Below are 20,902 nucleotides of genomic sequence, written 5' to 3'. Positions count from 1 at the left end.
ACATGAACCATGACGATGAGCCGAATTGCGATGTCTCGTCGCCTGAGGAAACCTACGCCTTGCGCGACATCGCATCCGGCGAGGAACTGACCTGCAACTACAACCACTTTTTCGAGGCAGGCTTCGACTTTCTGGGCGACCGCCACTTGGCACCCGACAGCTAGAGCGCGTCGCGCCTGACGAGAGTCACGCGCCGCGCTTAAGACACGTCGTTGACCAAACCGCTGCGTAGTTTTGGGCGGCGTGCGTCAGTTCGCCGTCTTCTTGCGCGCCGGATAACCGTTGGGATGCGGTGGTACTACCTTGAGGTAGGCGGCAATCGCCGCACGATCCCCTGCGGTCAATTCGGCCATGTTCTTCTGCACGTCGACCATCGCGCCGCCGACAGCATCGAAATCGGGCGTGAAGCCGGTCTCGAGGTAATTGGCGATGTCGGCTTCGGACCAGTTGCCGATGCCGCCCTCGCCCGATGTGATGTTCGGCACGATGCCGCTCCCTTCGGCGGCCACGGCGCCCGCCAGCCACTCGCTCTTCTTCGTCCCGCCTGCAAAGTCGCGCGGCGTGTGGCATTCGCCGCAATGGCCCGGCCCTTCGACCAGGTAGCGACCATCCATCACCGGATCAGGCGTGCCTTCGGGAAGCGAAACGACCGGCTGATCGCCGAGATAAAGCAGTTTCCAAAGGCCGATGCCGCGGCGGATGTTGAACGGGAACATCAGCGAATTGCCTGGCGCCTTGCCGGCGACGGCCGGCAGCGTTTTCAGGAAGGCATAGAGGTCGGCAATGTCGCCCGGTTTCATGCGAGCGTAGGACGCATAGGGGAACGCCGGATATAAATGCTCGCCCRATGGCGACACCCCCTTCAGCATGGCATTGGCGAGGTCCTCGACAGACCATGCGCCGATGCCGTCCTTGGCGTCCTGCGAAATGTTGGGCGGCACGAAGGTGCCAAATGGCGTCTTGAGCGCGAGGCCACCCACCAGCTGAAGCCGGGCATCGCCCTGCGACCCCGGCTTTGCATGGCACGAGGTGCAACCGCCGGCATAGAAAATGCGCTTGCCCTTGGCCGCGTCGCCAGGGCCGAGCTTTGCCAGGGTCTCGCTGTCGAGCCTCACCGGCGCCGACAGGACCCACCCGGCAACCGCGCCGACTCCCCCTAGAACGACGAGGGCGCCGACGAGCTTTTTCAGCCAGGGCATCGCCCGCTATCAGCCCTTTTTCACTCGATAGGTCTGGTGGCAGGTGCCGCAGTTGGACGCGATGGTGTCAAATTGCGCCTTCAACGTATCGACGTCTGCRGGAGCGGCAGCGGTCGCTGCCTTGACGTCGGCGATGAATTTGTCGTTGGCCGCCTTGAAGCCGGGCATGTCTTCCCAGATCTTCGGCGCAGCCGTGGTGTCGCCCGTGTCGCTGCCGGCCGGGAACAGCGCGTCGACATCGACCTTCTCGGCATTCGCTTGCAGTGCCTGCAGAGCTGTCAGCACAGCCGCGGCATCAAAAGGCTCCTCGCCCTTTACCACCTTGGAAATGCCGCCGACGATCTTTCCACGCTCCTTCATCAGAGCCTGCCGATCGAGGATCGGGTCGGCAAAGGCCGCCGACGCCGCGAGGGCGAGCATTGAGATGGCGATGACAAGCTTTCTCATTCAATTGGCTCCATGATGAAGGTATTTTGGGGATGAGGGCATTTCGGGACAGGACGTTAACGGATGCCACGAAGGGAATATTCCCTTCGCCTCGGATGAATTTGCTGCGCCACAGCAAAAGAAAAGCCCCGGGAGTGCCGGGGCTTTGCTGGAGATCGATCAGGTCATCGAACGCGTCGCGTCCAAAGGGACGCAAACGACGCGGCTTGAGTCCTTGCTCTCGTACACGTCGTGGTCCCAAAACCGCTGCGCACGTTTGGGCGACATGCATCAGGCCTTTTCGTAGAGCTCAAGCACGTGATCCCAGTTGATCAGGCTGTCGACGAACGCCTCGAGATATTTCGGCCGGGCGTTGCGATAGTCGATGTAGTAGGAGTGCTCCCAAACATCGACGCCGAGGATCGGCGACGCGCCATGGACGAGCGGGTTTTCGCCGTTCGGCGTCTTGGAGATCGCCAGCTTGCCGTCCTTGACCGAAACCCAGGCCCAGCCTGAGCCGAACTGCGTCGTGCCGGCGGCGATGAAATCGGCCTTGAACTTGTCGTAGCCGCCGAGATCGCTGTCGACTGCCTTCTGCAGGGCGCCGGGCAATTTGTTGCCGCCGCCGCCTTTCTTCATCCACTTCCAGAAATGGATGTGGTTGTAGTGCTGGGCGGCATTGTTGAAGAGGCCGGCATTCTTGCCGAACGACTGCTTGACCACCTCTTCGACCGACAGATCGCCCATGCCGGCTTCCGCGGCCAGCTTGTTGCCGTTGTCGACATAGGCCTTGTGGTGCTTGTCGTGGTGATATTCCAGCGTCTCTTTCGACATGTAAGGCTGCAAGGCCTCATAGTCGTAAGGCAGAGCGGGCAATTCAAAAGCCATGGGTAGTACTCCCTCGTGGAAAAATCCGGTGTCGATACCGGACTAAGATAGGTCTGGATTGAGCTCGGACAACTCCGGAATGAAGCGCCGGTTCCCTTTCTAGGCGGGTAGCGGAAAACTGTCACACGGTTTTCCGACGACGAACCGCGCAGCGAAAAAAGGCCGGGCCGGACGCGTCAGCCAGCCGACGTCGAATGCGCCCAATCCCAATAAAGCTCGCGCGCCTTCTTGGCCACCGGCCCGGGTTGCAGGTTGCGCTCCTCGATGCGCGTGATCGGCACCACCTTGGAATGGTTTCCGGTCGAAAAGATTTCGTCCGCTTCCAGGAAATCCCGTATCGACAGCGTCTTTTCGGTAGTCTTGAAGCCATACTCGCCGAGCAGCGTCATGGTGCGGGAGCGGGTGATGCCGGACAGGAAGGTGCCGTTCGGCGCCGGCGTCAGCACATGGCCATCCTTGACCAGGAAGATGTTCGAGGTTCCGGTCTCGGCGACGTTGCCCAGCATGTCGAGCACCAGCGCGTTGTCGAACCCACGCATCTTGGCTTCGAGAATGGCACGGCCGTTGTTGGGATAAAGGCAGCCGGCCTTGGCATTGGTCGGCATGGTTTCGATAGTCGGGCGCCGGAACGGCGATACGGTCACCGAAAAGCCCGTCGGCGGGATCATCGGCGACTCATAGAGGCAAAGGCAAAAGCGGGTCGAGGCGGGATCGGCCGGAACGCCCATATAACCGCCATGCTCTGCCCAGTACATAGGCCTGATGTAGACGGCTGTCTTGCCATCGAACTTCTTCAACCCGTCCCAGGTAAGCCCGACGATCTTGTCGGCGGTCATCGACGGCTTGAGGCCGAGCGCAATCGCCGAGGAATTCACCCTGGCGGCATGGCGGTCGAGGTCGGGGGCAACGCCTTCGAACCAGCGGCCGCCGTCGAACACGCTGGTGCCAAGCCACATGGCGTGGCTGCGCGGCCCCAGAATGGCGACATTGCCCTCGTGCCAATCACCATCGACGAAAGTCCATGTCGCAGATAGTGCCTCAGCCGCCAGTGTCATCGCGTTGTCCCGTCCCGATCGATCTCGTGTGACGGCCATTGGAAGATGCTTTGGCGGGCGCCGTCAACCGGCATCGCGGAGTTTTGTTGAGGCCAGCGGCGAGCGCGGTGCAATCAAAGCTTGCACCTTGTCGTGCCTCGCCTCAAAACTGTTGCCATGCAATACGCCGCCTATGTTTTCGATGCCTACGGCACGCTGTTCGACGTCCATGCCGCCGTGCGCCGTCATGCCGACCAGATTGGCCCGGACGGCCAATTGTTGTCCGAAATCTGGCGCGCCAAACAGCTCGAATATTCCTGGGTGCTCACGCTGATGGGCGCCTATGCCGATTTCTGGCAACTGACGGAACAGGCGCTCGATTTCGCCCTGCGCAAGGTTCCCTCGGCCGATCCTGGCCTCAAGGCCAAACTGCTGGACGCCTACTGGCGGCTGGATTGCTATCCCGAAGTGCCGGCCGTGCTCAAGGCGCTCAAGGCTTCGGGAGCGAAACTGGCGATCCTGTCCAACGGCTCGGCCGAGATGCTGCAGGCAGCGGTCAAGTCCGCCGCGCTCGATCAGGTTCTGGACGACATCTATTCGGTCGATACGGTGCGGCGCTTCAAGACCGATCCGGCGGTCTACGACATGGTCACTACCGGCTGGCGCCTCTACCCCAACGCGGTTTCCTTCCAGTCCTCCAATCGCTGGGACATCGCCGGTGCGACCAAATTCGGCTTTCGCACGGTCTGGATCAACCGTTCCAACCAGCCAGAAGAGTACCGGGACTTTCCACCGGCCCTGATCCTGCCATCGCTCGAAGCATTGGTGCCCGGCAGCTAGGTTGCAAAGCTGTGTCTCTGACGCCACAGTGGCAGCGCAGTCACAGCTTCGCCTTTGTTTGTCCACGTTCGGGCCAGAATCGGAACCGCCTATCGCGCCGGGTGTTGTCAGACACCCACGCAGCAATCGGCGTTTCAACCTTTGTTGCGATTTGACACCTAAAGAAGGCAACCATGTCCATAGCCGAAATCGAATCCTTTCGCCTGAGCCGTCGCGGCTTTCTCAACGCCGCTGCATTGGGCGCCGCTTCGATCGCGGTTTCCGCATGCGCCACCACCGGGCCGGAACCGGTCGAGCCGCCACCGCCACCAACCTATGTCGAGCCGCCGCTGCCCGACTATGCGACCATGTACGCGGCCGTCAGCGATGGCGGCTTCGACCTTCCGCCAATACCGTTCGAGAGAATCGATCCGCAGTTCCTGCGCCAGATCGTCCCCGACCCGACGGGACAGAAGCCCGGCACCATCATCGTCGACACAACCGGGCACCATCTCTATCTCGTGCGCCAGGGCGGCCAGGCGATCCGCTACGGCGTTGGCCTTGGCCGCGCCGGCTTCGAATGGTCCGGCGACGCCGTCGTCCAGTGGAAGCAGAAATGGCCGAAATGGACGCCGCCGGATGAAATGGTCGCCCGGCAGCCGGAACTGAACCCATACAGCGCCGAAAATGGCGGCATGCCGGGCGGGCTGAAGAATCCGCTCGGGGCTCGCGCCCTCTACCTCTTCCAGGGCGACGTCGACACGCTCTACCGCCTGCACGGCTCGCCCGAATGGAAGTCAATCGGCAAGTCGGTCTCGTCAGGCTGCGTGCGCCTGATGAACCAGGACATCATCGATCTCTACGACCGGGTGCCTTCGAAGACGCCGGTGATCGTGACCAGCGATGTCAGCCAGCCAATGGTGGCAACGGCCAATCGCCGGGCTATTCCGATCGACGCCGGCGTGCCGGACGGATCGGTCCTGCTCGGGCCGGTGAAGGCCATCACGGATTCGATTTTCTGAGCCGCGGGGTGCGTGGCGGAAGGGCCATGCGAGCACCGTGCGCATTTTCAGACGTGCAGGTTTTGACGAAGGCCGTCAACCTGTCGGGGGTGCCGCGACGCCGGCGTAGTGGCTTCCCAATTGCCAGAAGGGCAGCGAGAACCGCCCGCGCTCCTCTTCAACGAGACTGAAGCCCGCCCTGCGGATCAAGAGCAACGGATCGCGATTGAGGTGGCAGCCGCCGGCGATCCGCCCCCACAGCCTGTTCAGGCGCTCCTGCCATCTGCGGCAACGCGGCTCCTCGGCCTGGCCATGCTCTATGAAGATTAGCCGGCCCGTCGGCTTCAGGATGCGTCGGATTTCGGTCAGCGCCGTCTCAGGGTCCGGAATGGTACAAAAGGCATAGGTGACGACAACCGTGTCGGCGAAGGCATCGGCAAGCGGCAGGCTTTCGCCGCTGGCCCGGAGACATTCGACATCGAACGGCAAGGAACGGCTGTTCGGTGCGGCCAGGCCGAGCATCGTGCCGTCGGGATCGACGCCGATCAGCCGCTCGACCCTGGCAGCGTCGTAATAGGGAAGGTTCAGGCCGGACCCGAAGCCGACTTCGACGACAATGCCCTCTGCCCGCGGGATCATTCGCCTTCGCATGTGTGCGAATGTGTTGGCCGAACAGCCGGCGTGGACGACGTAGGGAGCAATGCAGCGTGCATACCAGGAGAGACAGGTTTGGCACATGACTTAGCCTCCTTGCCTTGTGCTCTGAGCACCGACACGATCCAGAAAAGCGTCGACCACCGGCGCCACGGTGTCGACATCGAGGAAGGCGGTGACATGGTTCTTGCCCGCGAGCGGCAGAAACTCGCCGCCCGCCAGTTCCGCGAAATTCCGGACGGGCTCGCAACGGGGATCGAGCGTGCCGCTGATTGCCAACACCGGTATCCCCAGCCCCGCGAAGGCCGCCGAGAAATCCAGCCTGTCCTTGGCAAGGCTTGCTCGAACAGCGGTGAGATCGTTGGCCCTGATCCGCCGGCTTGCGGCCTGCGAAAGGTCGGGGGCCAGTTGCGTCAAGGAGGCGAGCCAGGTCTCGAAGTCATTCTTGAGCGCCGCTCGGAGGGAGGTGAGATCCTCCGCGTACGGATGCGCGCCATTGACGATCAGCGCGCTGACGCGGTCCGGATGGTAGAGAGCCACGGCCAGCGCGACCACGCCGCCCATTGAATGTCCCATCAATGCAGCATGCTGGACGCCGGCACTGTCGAGCACGGCAACGACATCTGCTGCCCGCCTGAGCCCGGAATAGGCAATCGGGTTGTGAGGCTTTCCGCTCCGGCCATGGCCGCGGCAATCGATGAGGATCAGCCGGCGCCCGCGCCGCAGCAATTGGTCGACGTAACCCGCCTCGTGCCAGGACTCGCTGTTTTCGGTCACGCCATGCAGCAGTACGAGCGGCTCGCCGCGACCGAGGTCCTGGTAGGCGATAGAGATGCCGTCCCTGGCAACAGCCTCGGACGTGCGATGATGGGTGAGAGTATTGACCGGTGACATTTCTCGCTCCAAGGGAAGTCTCCTGATTGGGCCCAATCGGCCCGACGCCCTGGGGTGGATAGAAGGCCGGCGTCCCCTCAACGTCCCCGCGCGGCCCATACGGATCGATGGAGCGATTGGAGTTCCGACTTCTGGGTTTTCCTGAGTTCCGTCTGAACGGGCGGCGGGTGGAACTCGCCTTGCGCAAGGCGGCAGCGCTCCTCGTCTACCTCGCCGAGGCCGCCGGGCCTGTGGCGCGTGAGGTCGCAGCCACGCTTCTGTGGCCCGAAACCGACGAGGAAGCCGCACGCGCACGCCTTCGGCGCACGCTGTATAAAATCCGCATCGCGTTCGGCAGCGAGGTTATCGCAACCAGCGGAACATCCCTAAGCCTGCACCCGGGGCTGTCCGTTGAGGTCGACTCCAAGGTCTTCGAGCATGCCTGCAATGTCGGTCCTCTCGACAAGGCAGCCGACATGCTTAAGGGCGACTATCTCGCCGGCTTCTCCGTCCCTGATTGTCCGGAATTCGAGGAATGGGTCTTCTTCAGGCGCGAGGCCCTGCGCAGCCGGCTCGTGCAGGCGCTGGAGCGGCTCATCGAAGCGAAGATCGCCGCCGGTGAGCCTCGCAGCGCGGTCGTTCATGCGACGCGCCTGACGGGACTGGACCCTTTGAGTGAAAGTGCGCACCGTCACCTGATCCGTGCCCACCTGGCGGCCGGGGACAGGGCGGCAGCCGAGCGCCAAAGGGACACCTGTGTTCGGTTGCTTCGAGAAGAACTCGGCATTGCGCCGGACCCAGCCACGCTTGCCCTGCTGCGTGAGCCACCTCACGATGCCGCCCCGGACGTGCCCAGAACGCGCTATGTCGAGGTGGACGGCATTCATATCGCCTACCAGATCGTTGGCAGCGGTCCGATCGATATCGTGCTTGTTCCGGGCTTCATTTCGCATGTCGAGCGGATCTGGGAAGACAAAAGCTGCCGCGCCTGGATCACCGCGGTTTCGCATCTCGGCCGTCTGATCCTTTTCGACCGGCGAGGCATGGGACTTTCCGACCGTGTCGGTGCCCGCCCGACCGTCGAAGCGACGGCGCAGGACATTCTGGCGGTCATGAACGCGGCCAGTAGCCGTAGGGCCTTGCTCATCGGCGCGTCAGAAGGTGGGCCGGGTTGTGTCCGTTTTGCCGTAAACCACCCCGATCGCCTGATCGGTCTTGTTCTGTGGGGTTCCCTTGCGAAAGGCAGCCGCGCACCCGACTATCATTTTGCCCTGACCGTCGCGCAATACGATCTGTGGAAGCAACGACTGCTCGCCAGTTGGGGTGGCCCGGCGGAAATCGAAACTTTCGCCCCGAGCCTGGCCGCAGACCGCCAGGCGCAGACCTGGTGGGCTGGGTTGCTCAGGGCAGCCTCCAGTCCCGGCGCGGTCGCGGGCCTCCTGGAAGCGCTGCGTGATACCGATGTCCGTCATCTCCTTGCAAAGGTTTCGGCAAGGACGATGGTTCTGCACCGCTCCGGCGACCGCGCCGTTCGCATCGAAGCCGGGCGCTTCCTCGCGGCCAACATCCCAGGCGCGAAGTTCATTGAGGTTGCCGGCAATGATCACTGGTTCTGGGTCGGTGACCAACAGCCGCTGCTTAACAGCATTGGCGCGTTTGCACGACGTAGCTGATCGCTCAGGCGGGCCGGTGAAGGCCATCACGAATTCGATTTTCTGAGCCACCCTCGAAATGCGCCGACAGCGGACGACACCAACGGGGGCGGTGGCATTGAAGCTTCTACCTGAGCGTCGCCAGCAGGTGTTCGGCAGCCTTGACATCCGCCGTATTCAGGCCCTCCACAAAATGCGCCGCAACCGGTTGCAAGAGCTCGCGAGCGCTATTGATCTCCCCTCGCCCGGCCATCAGCGTCGTCATGTCGATTGCGGTTCGCAACTCCCATGCACGCGCGTGCTGACTGCGGCTCAACTCCAATGCCTGCATGAGGTAGGCGGCAGCTTCGTCGCGGTTGCGTTGCGACTGGAGAAGGAGGCATCCCTTCATCCGCAGCAGCTCCGGGAGGTACAATTGGTCGCCGTTCTTCTCGACGAGGCCAAGCGACTCGTCGATCAGCGCAGTTGCTTCATCGACCTGACCGATTGCGGACAATCCCCTGACCAGCGAGAGGTTGAGCGGAGTCGTGAGCAATTCGTAAGGTGCCGCGTGCAGCTTCTGAAGAGAAGTCTGCAGGCCCTCGACACCGCCTTCTGCATCGCCTTGACGGATCGCTACTTCGCTTTTGAATCCCCGACCGACCAGCAGGTAAGGAGTCATGGAATGGGATTCCGCGCGGGCGATGAGCATGTCGATGTAAGCCTCGGCGCTCTTCAGGTCGCCCGTCCACAGGAAGACCGATATCGCCCAGATCAACGCGATCGCCAGCGTTAGAGAATGATCCATGGCGGCAGCCTCTTCGACGGCCTGCCGAGCATGCGCCATGGCTTGATCGGGATGGCCTTGCAGCCAAAGGTTCCTCGCCAGAATTGCCCTGGCCAGGATTTTGCCTTCGAAGCCCAGATAGATCGTCGTGGTCCGCTGAGAGCGCGGCCCACGGTCGAGCGCCGCCTCCAGCTCTGCGCGCGCCGCCGCGAGGTCGCCTCGCAAGTGAAGCGAGATCCCCAGGATCGAGTGTGCAAGCGCAATCGCGACCGAATCCTCCAGACCGGCGGCTGTGGCTGAACAACGTCTTGCAATTTCGAGGGCGGTTACGAAATTGCCCGTCCGCAGATGGAACATGTTGAGCGGACCCAACAGACGCACCTGGTCCAGCGGATCGCCGCGCTCCTCGGCGATCGCCAGGCTTCTCTGCAGGGCTACGCGCGCCCTGTCGCGTCCTCCCCGCATAAACATGAAGGATACGCCGAGAGCGGCCTGAAGATGCATCTCGTCAAGTCCGCCAAGGGCGGCACCGTCGGAAGCCAATATTGCCCTTTCAGACCAGCGATGACACTCCGGCAACAAGGACATCGCCAGGAAAACCGGCGCGGCAGCGATGGCGAGTCCCGTGCCGATGTCGGCGTTTCCGTGTTTGCCGAAGCACCATTCCAGGGCAGCTCGGACATTGTTGATGGCGGCGAAGTGAGGAGCCCGTTCCTCACCGGTCCCCAGTTTTGGCCATCCGATCCCTGTCTGTTCCAGCCATCTCCGATAGTAGGCGGCGTGGCGCACTGCCAGATCGGCAGCCTCGGCATCATCGATCCGGATATCGAGAACGTAGGCGCGCGTGGTATCGAGGAGCCGGTAGCGTATCATCGCTCCGGCCGGACGCGTCGCCACAATCGATTTGGCGACGAGACTGTCCATGGCGCCCAGGACGGTCGATCGATCGAGGGTCGCGCTCGTCACCACCTCCAGTGCGGCATCGAGCGTGAAATGACCGACGAACACGGCGAGCCTGCGCAACACCACGCGCTCAAGGTCGGTCAGGAGCCCAAAGCTCCAGTCCAGCGTCGCCTGCAGGGTTTGCTGACGCGGCGGYGCGGTCCGCGAACCGAGCCACAGCAGTGTCAGGCGTTGATCAAGAAGTGCGGCGGTCTGTTGCAGCCCATAGGATTCGACGCGCCTGGCCGCCAGTTCGATGGAGAGCGCCACTCCGTCGAGCTTTCGACAGATGCTTGCGATGAGCAAGGCTTCCGCATCGTTGATGTCCAAACGAGCGCCGCCTGCCACCGCTCGTTCGACGAACAGTTGGGTGGCCGGGAAGGTCTGGACAATGGCCGCCGTCAGGCCAGGTTCGTCGGGCGGATAGGCAAGCGCATCCAACCGATAGATATGCTCGCCTTCGACCCGAAGCACCTCGCGGCTCGTCGCCAGGATGTGGACCTGTGACGCCGCATCGACAATGCTTGCTGCCAAAGGCGCCACCGCATCCAAGAGATGCTCACAGGTATCGAGGATCAAGAGAATCCGCTTGTTGCGCAAGTAAGCGATCAGGTTGGGCGTGGCGTCTTCCGTTTGAACGGATAGCCCAAGCATCGAGGCGACGGCTGTCGTCACCAGACCGGAATCACCGATCATTCCCAGATCGACGAACAGAACTGCCCCATAAAATGCGTCGATCAGATGATGTCCGACTGCGATCGCGACGGTGGTTTTGCCGACACCGCCGGCGCCAACGATGGTGACGAACCGCGAAGCATTCAGCTGCGCCGACAGCTTGAGAACGTCCTGATCCCGCCCGACCATTCTGCTCAAGCGGTTTGGAAGATTCGCATGCGGAAACCCGGCGGCGACGAACGGGGCTTCATCGTGTGGGCTGCTTAATCGCGAGACCGGTGCAACGAAGCAATAGCCGCGCCCCGGAAGCGTCGCGATGTAACGCGCGCCATCCTTTCCATCGCCCAGCGCCTTGCGCAGTCCGGTCATGTGGAACCGCAGGCTGCCTTCCTCGACAACCACATCGGGCCAAACGCGCGCCATCAGATCCTTCTTGCTGACGACTTCATTCGGCGCGGAAGTCAGCACGATGAGAATTTCAAGAGCGCGCGAGCCCAACTCTACGGGAGCGCCTTCTCTTGTCAGGAGCCTTTCACCCGCAGCCAAATAGAAAGGGCCAAACGACAATCTGTCTTTGGCCTGACTTGGCGTTATCGTCATGGCGTCTCTTCTTTTGGGAGCCGCCTGCACCCGGCACCTTACTCTAGGTCAAGGAGCGCTCCCGCACCATAGGGAGTCTCCACTGTCTGGCGCCTCCTATCTGCTCAAAAAAGCGGCAGGCGGGCAGCGACTAACAAGAGCTCACGACGCATAACGGGCTAATCCCATCTCCTGGGGGTACGTCAAGCAGCGCAAATCGCATCCATCAACCCCAGGAGAGTCACATGGACACGACCAGAACCTCCGAAACAATCGACCAGGATCGCCGGCGACTTTTGGGCACTGCCGCGGTCGGCATCGCCGCCGCAGGCGCCGCGAGCCTGCTCCCGTCACAAAAGGCCGCCGCATCAACAAGCGATGGCATCCGCCCCTTCACCGTTAGTTTCCCGCAGGAAGACCTCACCGAGCTTCGCCGGCGCATCGTCGCTACGCGCTGGCCCGAGCGCGAGCTCGTATCCGACGAAGCCTCCCGGCGGATCTGGTCGACCCCGGCGACGGTAGGGCCAACGCAGGGCGTGCAACTCGCCACAATGCAGAAGCTCATGAAGTACTGGGGAACGGAATATGATTGGAGTAAATGCGAGGCGCGGTTGAAGGCGCTGCCGAATTTCGTCACCGAGATCGACGGCCTCGACATCCACTTCATCCACGTGAAATCCAAGCATCAGGGCGCCCTGCCTGTCATCATCACGCATGGCTGGCCCGGTTCGGTCATCGAACTCCTGAAGATCATCGATCCGTTCACCAATCCCACCGCGCACGGCGGTGCCGAGGCCGACGCGTTCGACGTGGTGATCCCGTCGATGCCGGGCTACGGTTTTTCCGGCAAGCCCACCGAAACCGGTTGGGATCCAGCGCGCATTGCGCGGGCGTGGATCGTGCTGATGAAGCGCCTCGGCTACGACCGGTATGTCGCGCAGGGTGGCGATTGGGGAGCACTTATCACCGAACAGATGGCTCTGATCGCACCTCCCGAACTGGCCGCCATCCACACGAACATGCCGGGGACCATTCCGCCCGAGATCGTGAAGGCGCTTGCCTCTGGCGGCCCGCCCCCTGTCGATCTCGGCCCCGACGAGAAGCGCGCTTACGAGCAGGTCGCGTTTTTCTACAAGAACGGCCTGGGCTACGCCAACGAAATGGCGCTTCGTCCGCAAACGCTCTACGGGATCGTCGATTCACCGGCCGGCCTGGCGGCGTGGATCCTCGATCACGATGCGGACAGCTGTGCGCTGATCGCCCGCTCCTTCGACGGAGAGCCGGAGGGCCTTACCCGCGACGACATCCTCGACAACATCACGTTCTACTGGCTGACCAACACGGCGATCTCGTCGGCACGTCTCTATTGGGAACACTCGCAAACGGCGAAGGCCGGCTTCTTCGACGCCAAGGGCATCACAATTCCTGTCGGCGCCACTGCGAACCCCAGCGAGATCTACACAGCGCCGAAGAGCTGGACTGAACGCGCGTTCCCGAAGCTTCTGCATTACGGCCGCACAGACAAGGGCTGCCATTTCGCGGCCTGGGAACAGCCGAAGATCTTCACCGATGAGGTGCGCGCAACATTCAAGACGTTGCAGACCTGACGTGTTGGCGGAGTATGGCGCACCGGACGTGTGTCATCTTCCGCCCTGCGGTAGCTGCGTAGCGAACTTCCGAAGGGAGCGACTGCAATGAACCCCCTCATCAAGACGCTTGCCGCCGCTGTGGCTTGCACCGTGCTCGCTATCGCTGCGCAGGCGTTCGGGCTTTGCACCCTCTCCGCGCCTGCCTTCGCAAACCCGGCCGAGGATCGCTCGATCCGGCCCTTCAAAGTCCAGGTGCCGCAAGCGGCGCTCGACGATCTTCGCAGGCGTATTGCAGAAACACGGTGGCCCGACCGGGAGACCGTAGATGACCAGTCGCAGGGCATTCAGATCGCGAAGATCAGGCCGCTCGTCGAGTATTGGGGCACGGCCTACGACTGGCGGACAGCGGAAGCGAAGCTGAATTCCCTGCCTCAGTTCATGACCACGATCGACGGCGTGGACATTTACTTTATCCACGTTCGCTCGAAACATCCCCATGCCCTGCCGCTGATCATGACGCATGGCTGGCCTGGCTCGGTCCTGGAACTGCTCAAAACGGTCGGCCCGCTCACCGATCCCACCGCGCATGGCGGCAGTCCTGAGGACGCGTTCGACCTTGTACTGCCGTCGTTGCCAGGTTTCGGCTTCTCCGGCAAGCCAACCGAGACCGGCTGGGGTACAGACCGCATTGCGCGAGCCTGGGCAGAGCTGATGAAGCGCCTAGGCTATACGGAATACGTCGCCCAAGGCGGCGACTGGGGCTCCCCCGTTTCGAATGCAATGGGCCGCCTGGCCCCTGCAGGACTTCTTGGCATCCATGTCAACCTGCCGGCTGTCGTACCACCTGAGATAGCTGCTGTGCTCGCCAGCGGCGGACCAGTGCCGGCAGACCTGACGGGTAAGGAGCGCACGGCATTCGACGCGCTCAGCATGGCCGCCAAGATGGGGAATAGATCCTACGCCACGATGATGGGCACCCGACCGCAGACGATCGGCTACGCCATCAATAACTCCCCTGCGGGGCTCGCAGCGTGGATGCTCGGGCATCCGGGCTTTTCAGGCTGGACCTACGACGACAGCGACCCTGAAAAGTCGCCGGACGAGGTGCTGGACGACATAACTCTGTACTGGTTGACGAACACCGCCACCTCGTCCGGGCGAATTTACTGGGAGTACGGCGGCGGCCGCAGTCCCGTTTTTGCCGACCCTGAAAAGACCAACGAAGTCTCGCTGCCGGTCGCCATCACGGTCTTTCCGGGAGAAGGCTATCAGGCCCCCGAGACGTGGGCCCGGCGCGCCTACCCCAACCTGATCTACTTCCATGAGGTCGACAAGGGCGGCCACTTCGCCGCGTGGGAGCAGCCGGAGCTCTTCTCCGCCGAGTTGCGCGCTGCCTTCAGGTCGCTGCGGCAACGAAACTGAACTGACCGGAGGCACAAAGAAGCATTCCCATCAAACTCAACTGAGGAGGCAGACATGACGATTGCCACTACCCGCAGCAACACCGCAGTCGATATCAAGCTCGAGGTCGTAGTCATTCCAGTTTCCGATGTCGACCGCGCCAAGCTGTTCTATGCAGGCTTGGGTTGGCGGCTGGACGCCGACCTCATCGGCGACGAATTTCATATCATCCAGTTTACGCCTCCTGGCTCCCAGTGTTCGGTTGTCTTCGGCTCAGGCGTTGCACCAGGCCCTTATGCTCGTATCGAGCTCGACATCCTCGAAACCGCTGGTGAACTCGTCGTGTCGGACATCGAGGCAGCACGCGCCGAACTCGCCGATCGCGGGGTCGACGTAAGCGAAGTGTATCACTATGCCGGTGAACAAGGGCGCGTCAGCGGGCCCGATCCGGAAAGACGCAGCTACGCGTCGTGGGCCTCCTTCAGCGACCCGGCCGGAAACAACTGGCTCTTGCAGGAGGTCACTGCGCGAGCACCAGGCCGCGTCGACGCTGGAGGCGCCACATTTGTCTCGTCGGCCGAACTCGCAGCCGCGCTTCGGCGTGCATCTGTGGCTCATGGCGAGCACGAGCAGCGGACAGGCGGCCAGCGTGATGAGAACTGGCCGGACTGGTACGCCGAGTACTTGGTGGCGGAGCACGCCGGCCAACCGCTTCCACCATGAGCACTTCGATTGAACGGACGGCGTCGCCGGCGCCTACCTGGCTAGAACTCGCGGCATTCGGGTTCTGTCCCGAGCCGCACGCGAGACGAGCTTCTCACGCAACTTAACGCAGGAGGTAGATATGGACATCACTAGCACTGTCAGCAGTATCGCAGTTGAGACACAACGGCCGCGCTCCCTCGACATGAAGCTCGAAGTTGTTGTCATTCCCGTCTCGAATGTAGAGCGCGCCAAGCAATTCTACGAAGGGCTGGGCTGGAGACTCGACGCTGACTTTGTCGTTGGAGACACGTTCCGCGGGATACAGTTCACACCTCCCGGCTCGCCGGCCTCGATACACTTCGGCACTGGGATCACGACGGTCGCGCCCGGCTCTGCAAGCGGACTTTATCTTATCGTTTCGGATATTGAATCGGCTCGCGCCGAGCTTATCGGCCGCGGCGTCGAGGTCAGCGAGGCGTTTCATCGCGAAGGCCCCGGCAAGCCAACGGTGAAAGGCCGCGATCCCCAGCGACGCAGCTACTCCTCGTTCGCTACTTTCAAAGATCCGGACGGCAACGAATGGTTGCTTCAGGAGATCACCACGCGGTTTCCCGGTCGCATCGACTCCAGCACCACGACCTACGCTTCCGAGGCGGATCTTGCTTCCGCGCTGCGACGCGCGTCGGAGGCCCACGGCGAGCACGAGAAGCGCAACGGCGGTCGGCGCGATGAGAACTGGCCGGACTGGTACGCGAAATACATGGTGGCTGAGCAGGCTGGCAACACGCTTCCGCTGTGAAGGGTTGGGCGCGCGGTGCGCATTCGAACCGTTCGCGCGACGACATCGATATCGAACCAAAAGGCGTCGTTGATGAAAGCAACCAAGCTGCTGCTCGCCGCGGCGCTCGCAACGGCAATCGGGGCTCCGATTGCCGGTTTTCTAGGAGGCACGAACTTGGCGCAGTCCATAATCTCCACACCAATGCGGGTTCCGTTTCTTCACGAACTCTCTACTTACCGGCTTGAGGAAAAATCGGAGCTTGCTTCGCTTGAAGCGGCGCACGAGTGGATAAATTCACCGCCGCTGACGGCGTCGGCCTGGCATGGCAAGGTCGTCCTCATCGATTTCTGGACCTACACCTGCATCAACTGGCTGCGCACGCTTCCCTACGTGCAGGCCTGGGACGAGAAATACCGGAAGCATGGTTTGGTGGTGATCGGAATCCACGCGCCGGAGTTCGCATTCGAAAAAGACCTGAACAACGTGCACCGGGCGGCGAAAGACCTGCGGATCGATTATCCGATCGCCGTCGACAACGAGCATCTCATATGGCGGGCCTTCAGCAACCAGTATTGGCCGGCACTCTATTTCATCGATTCGCAGGGACGTGTCCGGTATCGTCATTTTGGCGAGGGGTCATACCAACAATCGGAAATGGTCATCCAGGAATTGCTGGCCGAGGCTGGCGCTGGCGGATTCGATAGTAAGCCTGTGTCGGTGGATGGCCGCGGCATCGAAGCGGCGGCCGATTGGGATAGCCTCAAGTCTCCGGAGAACTATTCCGGATATGAACGCACCCAGAATTTTGCATCCAGCGGCGAGCTGGTCTTGGACGAGCCGCATGCCTACGAATTGCCGGCGCGGTTACGCCTGAATGAGTGGGGGCTGTCTGGCGATTGGACGGTCAGGAAAGAAAACGCCGTACTGAACAAGCCCGACGGCCGCATCGTCTACCGTTTCCACGCACGCGACCTTCATCTGGTCATGGGTCCGGCATCGCCGGGAACGTCCGTGAGATTTCGCGTGCTGATCGACGGACAGCCACCAGGCACGGCTTACGGCGTCGACGTCAATGAAAAGGGCGAAGGTGCAGTGACAGAGCAGCGCCTGTACCAGCTGATTCGGCAATCGAAACCCATCGTCGATCGCCAGTTCGAGATCGAGTTTCTCGACTCGGGCGTGGAGGTCTTTGCCTTCACGTTTGGCTGATCGTCCGGACAACAACAGAGGTTTACAAATGCATTCGTTCAATATCCCGGATGAGATCGACCAAGAACGCCGACGGTTCTTTGGCGCCACCGCGATGGTTCTCGCCGCCACTCAGTTCGGCCTGATGGGCCCGGCACAAGCGCAAGAGGCAACGGGAGAGCCGGTGGCGGCGTCTTTCGGGCCCTTGAAGCAGATCGATGCCGGCATGTTGAGCGTCGGCTATGCCGAGCTCGGACCCGCCGACGGCCCACCCGTCATCCTGCTGCATGGCTGGCCGTATGACATCCACACCTATGCCAATGTCGCGCCTCGGCTGGCGGCGAAAGGCCACCGCGTGATCGTGCCGTACCTGCGCGGATACGGGCCGACCCGTTTCCTGTCGCACGATACGATTCGCAACGGCCAGCAGTCGGCGATCGCCGCCGACATTGTCGCCCTGATGGACGCACTGGGCATCGAAAGGGCGACGATCGGCGGCTGCGACTGGGGCGCCCGCACCGCGAACATCATTGCCGCGCTATGGCCTCAACGCTGCAAGGCTTTGGTCTCCGTGAGCGGCTACCTCATCGGCAACCAGCAAGCCGGCAAGCTGCCGCTGCCACCCAAGGTCGAGTTGCAATGGTGGTATCAATATTATCTCGCCACCGATCGCGGCCGCGCTGGCTACGAGAAATACACACGAGATTTCGCCAAGCTGATCTGGCAACTCGCGTCCCCACAGTGGAACTTCGACGATGCCACATTCGAGCGCAGCGCCGCGGCCTTGGACAACCCCGATCACGTGGCCATTGTGGTCCACAACTATCGCTGGCGGCTCGGACTGGCCGCCGGCGAGCAGCAATATGACGCGTTTGAGGAGCGACTCGCGCAGGCACCGGTGATCGGCGTGCCGACGGTCACGCTCGAGGGCGACGCCAATGGGGCGCCGCATCCGGACGCCAGCGCGTACGCCAAGATGTTCTCAGGGAGATACGCGCATCGGGTTGTCACCGGAGGCATCGGCCACAACCTGCCCCAGGAAGCGCCGCAGGCCTTCGCTGATGCCGTTGTCGAGGTCGACGCCTGATCGAGTTCGCGGTACCCGCCCCCGGCGGTTACCGCTGCCAGCAAAAAGAATGCCCATGAGCCGCATCGCAAGGGTTGTCTACACGGCCAGGACCGCAACTAAGGGCGGCCGCGAAAATGGCGCGTCGCGCAGCTCCGACGGCCTTCTGGACATCTGGCTTTCGGCGCCCGGATCGGCGCGCATAGGCACCAATCCGGAGCAGTTGCTCGCTGCCGGCTGGTCGGCCAGCTTCGCAAGCGCAGTCGCATCTGCGGCCCACGAACGAAAAATCGCGCTGCCTGCAGGGGTGAGCATCAAGGCCGAAGTGAATCTGAACTGCGGAGAAAACGGCCACTTTCTCAGCGTCCAACTGGATATTGCCGTGCCGGATCTGGAGCGTGATGTCGTACAAATTCTGGTGGATGAAGCGCACGAGATCTGTCCTTACTCCAAAGCGACACGGGGCAACATCGATGTCATAACGAGGATCGTCTGATCTGACCTAAATCGCCCGTCGACGTTGAAGGGACCTCGCTCCCGGCCTGTTCTGGGTCAGATCATGATCATGCCCACGTCGACGCGAATGTCCGCTTCGATATCCGCGGACTCGAAGCGGCCGGTCCGTTGTCGGCCCAACTGCGGTCATTCGGGAACCGTGGATGACCGCTTCTGGCGCATAGCTGCCGCTCCTTACCGCCCTCGCGACAAACTTCCCAATATGCCGCGCACGATCGCGCGGCCGACCGACGAACCCACCGAACGCACCACCGACTTGATCGCGGCTTCCGCCACCGTCTGGCGATTGGACGGGCGCGGCGCCGGTGCGCGCCTGCCACCCGATTGCGGTGCCGGGTCGTCATTGCCGAAGCCGGGGATGGTCCAGCGCGAGCCGCCGCTTCCAGCCTGCTGCGCCTGCTCTTCGGCGTCCTGCGCCTCCCTGGCTTTTTTCTGCAGCATCTCGAAAGCCGATTCGCGATCGATGACCTGATCGTACTGGCCGGCAACTGGGCTTTCCTGGATCAGCTTTTGCCTCTCGGCGGGCGTGATCGGGCCGAGGCGCGACGCCGGCGGGCGGATCAGCGTTCGCTGCACCATGGACGGAACACCCTTGGTTTCGAGCGTCGAGACCAGCGCCTCGCCGGTGCCGAGCTGGGTGATCGCGGTGGCGCAATCGAAGTCGGGATTCGGCCTGAAGGTCTCGGCTGCGGTCTTCACCGCCTTCTGCTCGCGCGGCGTATAGGCGCGCAGCGCGTGCTGCACCCGGTTGCCAAGCTGGGCGAGAACGGTTTCTGGAACATCGAGCGGGTTTTGCGTGACGAAATAGACGCCAACGCCCTTCGAGCGGATCAGGCGAACCACCTGCTCGACGCGGTCGATCAGCACTTTCGGCGCGTCCTCGAAAAGCAGATGCGCTTCGTCGAAGAAGAAGACCAGCTTCGGCCTGTCGGGATCGCCGACTTCGGGCAGCACCTCGAACAGCTCCGACATCAGCCACAACAGGAAGGTCGCATAGAGCCGCGGATTCATCATCAGCTTGTCGGCGGCAAGCACGCTGATGGCGCCGCGCCCGTCACGGGTGGTGCGCATGATGTCGGCGATGCGCAAAGCCGGCTCGCCGAAGAAATGCGCCGCACCTTGCTGCTCCAGAACCAGCAGCGTGCGCTGAATGGCTCCCACGGAAGGCTTGGTCACATTGCCGTAACGCGAGCCCAGCTCGTCGGCGCGCTCGGCGATGTTGGCCAGCAGCGCCTGCAGGTCCTTCATGTCGAGCAGCAGCAGGCCTTCCTCGTCCGCCAGGCGGAAGGCGATGTTCATGATGCCTTCCTGTGCCTCGGTCAGGTTCATCAGGCGCGACAGAAGCAACGGCCCCATTTCGGAAACGGTGGCGCGGATCGGATGGCCCTGCTCGCCGAACAGATCCCAGAAAATGACCGGAAACTCCTGGAAGTCATAGGGGTCTAGCTTGATCTGCTCGGCCCGCTTGACCAGAAAATCCTGTGCCGTGCCCATCATGGCGATGCCGGACAGGTCGCCCTTGATGTCGGCGCAGAACACCGGCACGCCGGCGTTGGAAAAGCCTTCGGCCAGGATCTGCAAGCTGACGGTCTTGCCCGTGCCGGTTGCGCCGGTCACCAGGCCGTGACGATTTCCATATTGCAGCAGCAGGTGCTCGGCACGCTGATAGCTGTCGTCCGGCTTGCGGCTGGCGCCGATGAAAATGCTGGTGTCGTCAGCCATATGTCCGGTCTCCGCAAACTGATGTGTTTAAAGCCAGTGGCCTTGCCGCAGGTATAGTCAGGCCCTTGCACAGCGACAATGCCAATCGTTCAAGTGGGGCCAATCGTCCAAATCCGGCCCAATCGTCCAAATCGGTTTTTTGGAACTTGCGGATTTTGCCGGTGTTTGGCAATCGTTCATGGTTCGTCCATGCAGGCTACCTATATCTGGTGGATTGAATTCCGACCCTGAAAGCGCATTGCATTGCGATATCGGACCGTGGACCTTAGACTGAACTGCTCCAGGCTGGTGCGGCCGCATGAAAACGAGGAAGACGGATGGGCGCCGGAGCCTTGATCCAGGACGTTGAACCAGAGAATGCCGAGCGCCAGCGATGGCTGGCCCTGGCGGAAAAGGCGTTGGCCGGTGCATCCTTCGAGGAAAAGC

At 62.2% G+C, this 20,902-nt stretch carries 19 protein-coding genes; 11 read left to right on the top strand and 8 right to left on the bottom strand.

Features of this window, described 5'->3' with window-relative positions; translation table 11 throughout:
• On the top strand, positions 1–164 hold a 164-nt coding region (locus tag AC1D0I_RS30450), incomplete at its 5' end, for an SET domain-containing protein-lysine N-methyltransferase (RefSeq protein ID WP_477399753.1).
• An 84-nt stretch (positions 165–248) separates the two neighbouring features.
• Here the strand turns inward: AC1D0I_RS30450 and AC1D0I_RS30445 are convergent.
• From AC1D0I_RS30445 to AC1D0I_RS30430, 4 genes are all read right to left on the bottom strand, one after another.
• Positions 249–1,199 (bottom strand): cytochrome c, encoded by a 951-nt coding sequence (locus AC1D0I_RS30445; RefSeq protein ID WP_477399749.1) that lies wholly within the window; start codon positions 1,197–1,199, stop codon positions 249–251.
• Between the two features lie 9 nt (positions 1,200–1,208).
• Positions 1,209–1,646 (bottom strand): c-type cytochrome, encoded by a 438-nt coding sequence (locus tag AC1D0I_RS30440; RefSeq protein WP_095089871.1) that lies wholly within the window; start codon positions 1,644–1,646, stop codon positions 1,209–1,211.
• A 270-nt stretch (positions 1,647–1,916) separates the two neighbouring features.
• Positions 1,917–2,513: a superoxide dismutase gene (locus AC1D0I_RS30435; RefSeq protein WP_095089869.1), complete on the bottom strand. Its 597-nt coding sequence runs from the start codon at positions 2,511–2,513 to the stop codon at positions 1,917–1,919.
• Positions 2,514–2,689: 176 nt separating this feature from the next.
• Entirely contained in the window at positions 2,690–3,568 is an 879-nt protein-coding gene (locus tag AC1D0I_RS30430) for a branched-chain amino acid aminotransferase (protein WP_095089867.1), read from the bottom strand.
• 156 nt (positions 3,569–3,724) lie between these two features.
• On the opposite strand from AC1D0I_RS30430, the gene AC1D0I_RS30425 reads away from it, so the two are divergent.
• A complete protein-coding gene (locus AC1D0I_RS30425) occupies positions 3,725–4,387 on the top strand; it encodes a haloacid dehalogenase type II (protein WP_477399751.1) in 663 nt (220 codons plus the stop codon).
• A 173-nt stretch (positions 4,388–4,560) separates the two neighbouring features.
• Complete coding sequence (locus tag AC1D0I_RS30420) at positions 4,561–5,388, top strand: L,D-transpeptidase (protein WP_477399747.1); 828 nt, start codon at positions 4,561–4,563, stop codon at positions 5,386–5,388.
• Between the two features lie 75 nt (positions 5,389–5,463).
• Here the strand turns inward: AC1D0I_RS30420 and AC1D0I_RS30415 are convergent, their stop codons facing one another.
• Complete coding sequence (locus tag AC1D0I_RS30415; RefSeq protein WP_477399745.1) at positions 5,464–6,006, bottom strand: class I SAM-dependent methyltransferase; 543 nt, start codon at positions 6,004–6,006, stop codon at positions 5,464–5,466.
• A 102-nt stretch (positions 6,007–6,108) separates the two neighbouring features.
• Positions 6,109–6,915, bottom strand: a complete 807-nt coding sequence (locus tag AC1D0I_RS30410; RefSeq protein WP_477399743.1) for an alpha/beta fold hydrolase — start codon at positions 6,913–6,915, stop codon at positions 6,109–6,111.
• A 107-nt stretch (positions 6,916–7,022) separates the two neighbouring features.
• Here AC1D0I_RS30410 and AC1D0I_RS30405 point away from each other — a divergent pair, with 107 nt between their 5' ends.
• Positions 7,023–8,567: a bifunctional AfsR/SARP family transcriptional regulator/alpha/beta hydrolase gene (locus tag AC1D0I_RS30405; RefSeq protein ID WP_477399741.1), complete on the top strand. Its 1,545-nt coding sequence runs from the start codon at positions 7,023–7,025 to the stop codon at positions 8,565–8,567.
• Between the two features lie 106 nt (positions 8,568–8,673).
• Here the strand turns inward: AC1D0I_RS30405 and AC1D0I_RS30400 are convergent, their stop codons facing one another.
• Positions 8,674–11,529, bottom strand: a complete 2,856-nt coding sequence (locus tag AC1D0I_RS30400; RefSeq protein WP_477399739.1) for an ATP-binding protein — start codon at positions 11,527–11,529, stop codon at positions 8,674–8,676.
• A 224-nt stretch (positions 11,530–11,753) separates the two neighbouring features.
• On the opposite strand from AC1D0I_RS30400, the gene AC1D0I_RS30395 reads away from it, so the two are divergent.
• The 7 genes from AC1D0I_RS30395 to AC1D0I_RS30365 all read left to right on the top strand — a co-directional run bounded on the left by AC1D0I_RS30395 (position 11,754) and on the right by AC1D0I_RS30365 (position 18,734).
• Entirely contained in the window at positions 11,754–13,115 is a 1,362-nt protein-coding gene (locus AC1D0I_RS30395) for an epoxide hydrolase family protein (RefSeq protein WP_477399737.1), read from the top strand.
• 87 nt (positions 13,116–13,202) lie between these two features.
• Positions 13,203–14,519, top strand: a complete 1,317-nt coding sequence (locus AC1D0I_RS30390) for an epoxide hydrolase family protein (RefSeq protein ID WP_477399735.1) — start codon at positions 13,203–13,205, stop codon at positions 14,517–14,519.
• 54 nt (positions 14,520–14,573) lie between these two features.
• Entirely contained in the window at positions 14,574–15,221 is a 648-nt protein-coding gene (locus AC1D0I_RS30385) for a VOC family protein (RefSeq protein ID WP_477399733.1), read from the top strand.
• Positions 15,222–15,342: 121 nt separating this feature from the next.
• A complete protein-coding gene (locus AC1D0I_RS30380) occupies positions 15,343–16,002 on the top strand; it encodes a VOC family protein (RefSeq protein ID WP_477399731.1) in 660 nt (219 codons plus the stop codon).
• Between the two features lie 72 nt (positions 16,003–16,074).
• The gene (locus AC1D0I_RS30375) at positions 16,075–17,193 is read left to right on the top strand and encodes a redoxin domain-containing protein (RefSeq protein ID WP_477399729.1); all 1,119 of its coding nucleotides are present in this window, start codon (positions 16,075–16,077) and stop codon (positions 17,191–17,193) included.
• A gap of 28 nt (positions 17,194–17,221) precedes the next feature.
• Positions 17,222–18,259 carry an alpha/beta fold hydrolase gene (locus tag AC1D0I_RS30370; RefSeq protein WP_477226437.1) on the top strand — a complete coding sequence of 346 codons (1,038 nt, stop codon included), beginning with the start codon at positions 17,222–17,224 and terminating at the stop codon, positions 18,257–18,259.
• A 55-nt stretch (positions 18,260–18,314) separates the two neighbouring features.
• Positions 18,315–18,734, top strand: a complete 420-nt coding sequence (locus AC1D0I_RS30365) for an Ohr family peroxiredoxin (RefSeq protein ID WP_477399727.1) — start codon at positions 18,315–18,317, stop codon at positions 18,732–18,734.
• A 194-nt stretch (positions 18,735–18,928) separates the two neighbouring features.
• Here AC1D0I_RS30365 and AC1D0I_RS30360 read toward each other — a convergent pair whose 3' ends face one another.
• Positions 18,929–20,476 (bottom strand): helicase HerA-like C-terminal domain-containing protein, encoded by a 1,548-nt coding sequence (locus AC1D0I_RS30360; RefSeq protein ID WP_457153383.1) that lies wholly within the window; start codon positions 20,474–20,476, stop codon positions 18,929–18,931.
• Positions 20,477–20,902: the final 426 nt, after the last annotated feature.

This window comes from Mesorhizobium sp. P2_D1, assembly GCF_056404455.1.
Note: the sequence above shows the minus strand (reverse complement) of the source record. Positions and strands in the feature narration are given on the sequence as shown.